The sequence below is a fragment of the Stieleria sp. genome (genome assembly GCF_041595215.1).
GTDB lineage: Bacteria > Planctomycetota > Planctomycetia > Pirellulales > Pirellulaceae > Stieleria > Stieleria magnilauensis.
Genome location: NZ_JBFHKV010001114.1, coordinates 1 through 2,729, shown reverse-complemented (window position 1 = coordinate 2,729; position 2,729 = coordinate 1). Strand labels below are relative to the sequence as shown.

Genomic DNA, 2,729 nt, shown 5'->3' with positions numbered 1-2,729 from the left:
GATATTCGATCAACTGATCGATCTGACGCAGCAACAAACGGTTTTCGTCGGCGTCGATCTCGACGACGTGGTCCAGATCGATCGTCGCTTGTTGATCGAATTGTCCGGAGCCATCGATGCGGCCGACGACCAGTTGTCGTCCTTCGAGCGGCGCCAAGATTGGCCCGAGTCCGATCACGGTGGGACGCGGTGACGAGGGATTGAAAATCGCCAACGCCGAATGATCCGGCACGCTCTGCGCGACGACCGAGTGGTCGTCCAGGGAGAGCGTCAGCAGTTCGACCTCGCGTCGCGACAACCTCTCGGCGGGATCCGTACTTGTGGTGTAGGAGCGGCGAACAATCGTAAACGTCTCCGAAGAGAGTTCTGTGACGCTGGTGATTCCGGGATACGTTTGATCGGGGATGCCGGGCAATTCGATGCGCGTGACTCGGTTTTCGGCATCGACGTCAATCGACTGATCCGTGTCGACGACGATCAGCGCGTTTCGTCCGTCGGCGATGACGACTGCCCGCTGGCCGATGTCTGCAATCGTTTGTCGGTCGCGGGTCGCAATGTCGATGGATTGAAAAAGTTTTGGCTGGTCATCAGACAGGTCGATCAGTGCGACGCTGTACCCGGCTTGGGGACCATCGACGACCGCGGGAAAGACAAGGTTGTGTTGTCCAAACACGACCGCGGTCAATCCGTCGGCGGAGATTTCGGTTCGCAGATTAAAATCAGCCGACAACTCCAATGAGGCGATTCTTTCAATGTCATCGCCCACGATTCGGTAACGGACCAAATGGTGGGTCAGATCGGTCGGAGCAATCCACGTTGCGTCGCCCGGCGAGGAGCGTTCGGCATCGGTTTCGCTGCGGCTGGTTTGTTGTTCGACGACCAGGATGTCATCGCCCACGACCATCTCGTCCATCACCGCATTGGGCAATTCGCCCCTGGCGATCCGAGACAGTGAACTGCCGCTGGCGTCAAACACCGTCACGGTGTGTGTGAACGATGGCGGGGAGTCAAATTGCGGAGTGAATTGGGGTGGTTGGAAGGTGGAAACGAACAAGCGGTCGTCACGCCGCGCGACGGTTGCCAACAGACCGTCCAGCCGGATGGTGCTCCGATCCGTCACGTCGTTTCGGGCCACCGTCAATACGACCGTTTCCGCGTCACCGGTACCGGCCGGAATGCCGCGGGTGGATGAGCCCACGACGATCACCAACTGGTCGGTCAGCAACACCTCGCGGGGCGCCAGCGGCAACTCGATCGAAGCGGATTCTTCCAGGCTGCCGTCGTCCCGGCGATCAAACAGGTGCAGCGTCGCCGGCGGCAGTTCGTTTGCGACAGCGGTGAAAAAATTGGTGCGAACGGCGGCCACCAACCCGCCGTCTTCCTCCAGCAAATCCGCACCGCCGGCCGGAAGAATCAACGGGGCATCGATCTCGGCGGCGGGGAAGAGCGGGGCGGGCAGGAACTGCGGCGGGGACGATGGGGCGAATCCGATGCCTCCAGGCGGGGCGTTTCGGAAAACCTGAACCATTTCGCCGGCCAGCGGGGAAACGTCGCCGCTGATTTGCTCGATCGGGTCGCTGGCCAGGCAGACATCGCCGGCAAGCAACCGGCGGCTTTCGAGGGGTTCGACGAAGGAGCATCGCGATTTCATGGCGGAATCCGACGAAAACGGACTTTGGAGGGGGCTACGAGTGGTCAGATGAGAAGAAGCGGCAAATGGTTCCGCCGGAATACTCTAATTAAGCGCGGCCAGATCAGCCGCCCTTTGTCACTCGCTGAGCCCCAAAATCAATGTCGGGGGATCCAATGAATCGCTTTCTTTGGACCCGAAAGTCAACTGTTCGTTACCCGAGGATCCGGTCACGATCAGGGTGACGGAGCGATGATTGGCCTCGGCAACGAATTTGGCCAGCAAGTCGCTGGAAATCGACAGCGACTTGTCCTCCGGGCGGATCGTTTTTTCGGCCAGTAAGGGGATGTTTTCCAGGTCTTGAGATGAAAACGAATTGTTCCAGACGATCTTCATTTCCGGCCACACGTCGCTGATTTCATTGCTGAAACCGTAGACCCGAACGGTCGTGTCCGCTTCGCGTTCGGCCGAGGTCAGGCTGAGCTGTAATTCCGCAGTCACGACGGGAAGCGGCTCGGGTTCTTTGCCCCTGCCACGGTTGCGGTTGACCGGTTGGCCCCCGCCCTGGTTCCCACGCAGCGACAGGATCGGGAATCTCATGTAGGTGTGTTCGATCTGGATGTTGCGTCGAGTTTCGATCGACAGCAATGCTTTCTCGCCGAGTGGATCGTTGAATCCGCCGCCACGTTTGACCGTGGCGTCCGCCCCACCCGGGTCGGACGTTTTCAGCCTTACTGTTCGTGTGGATTTCGGCGGCGGTGGTGTTTTGGGTTCGGGGGCCGGTGGCGTCGGTTTGGGTGCAGTCGATGAGACGGTCGCGGGGTCGGGCTTGGGTGGCTCGCTCGGCGTTGCCATCGCAGGCTCGCCGTTTGCGGGGGAACTCTTGGTGGCTGCCGCCAGGTTTTCGGACGGCCGCACCGTCAACACGACGCGGTCCAACATGCCGCGTTTTCGCGCGGAGTCCTTGTTGGAGATCGTCAATTCGACGAACGGGCGTTTGCCGGCGACGGCTGAGTCCACGGCGTATTCGAGGATCACCTTTTTTTGTTTTCCACCGGCCCACCGGTCATCGCTGGAGAATGCCGTCAGTTGGTAGCGG

1 protein-coding gene and 1 pseudogene are annotated in these 2,729 nt (G+C 60.2%); both read right to left on the bottom strand.

The genetic code is table 11. From position 1 onward, the window contains the following. On the bottom strand, window positions 1-1,651 hold a 1,651-nt coding region (locus tag ABX749_RS28635; protein WP_372899043.1), incomplete at its 3' end, for a hypothetical protein. Window positions 1,652-1,768: 117 nt separating this feature from the next. Continuing rightward, window positions 1,769-2,729: pseudogene (locus ABX749_RS28630) on the bottom strand (hypothetical protein); the annotation flags it as partial.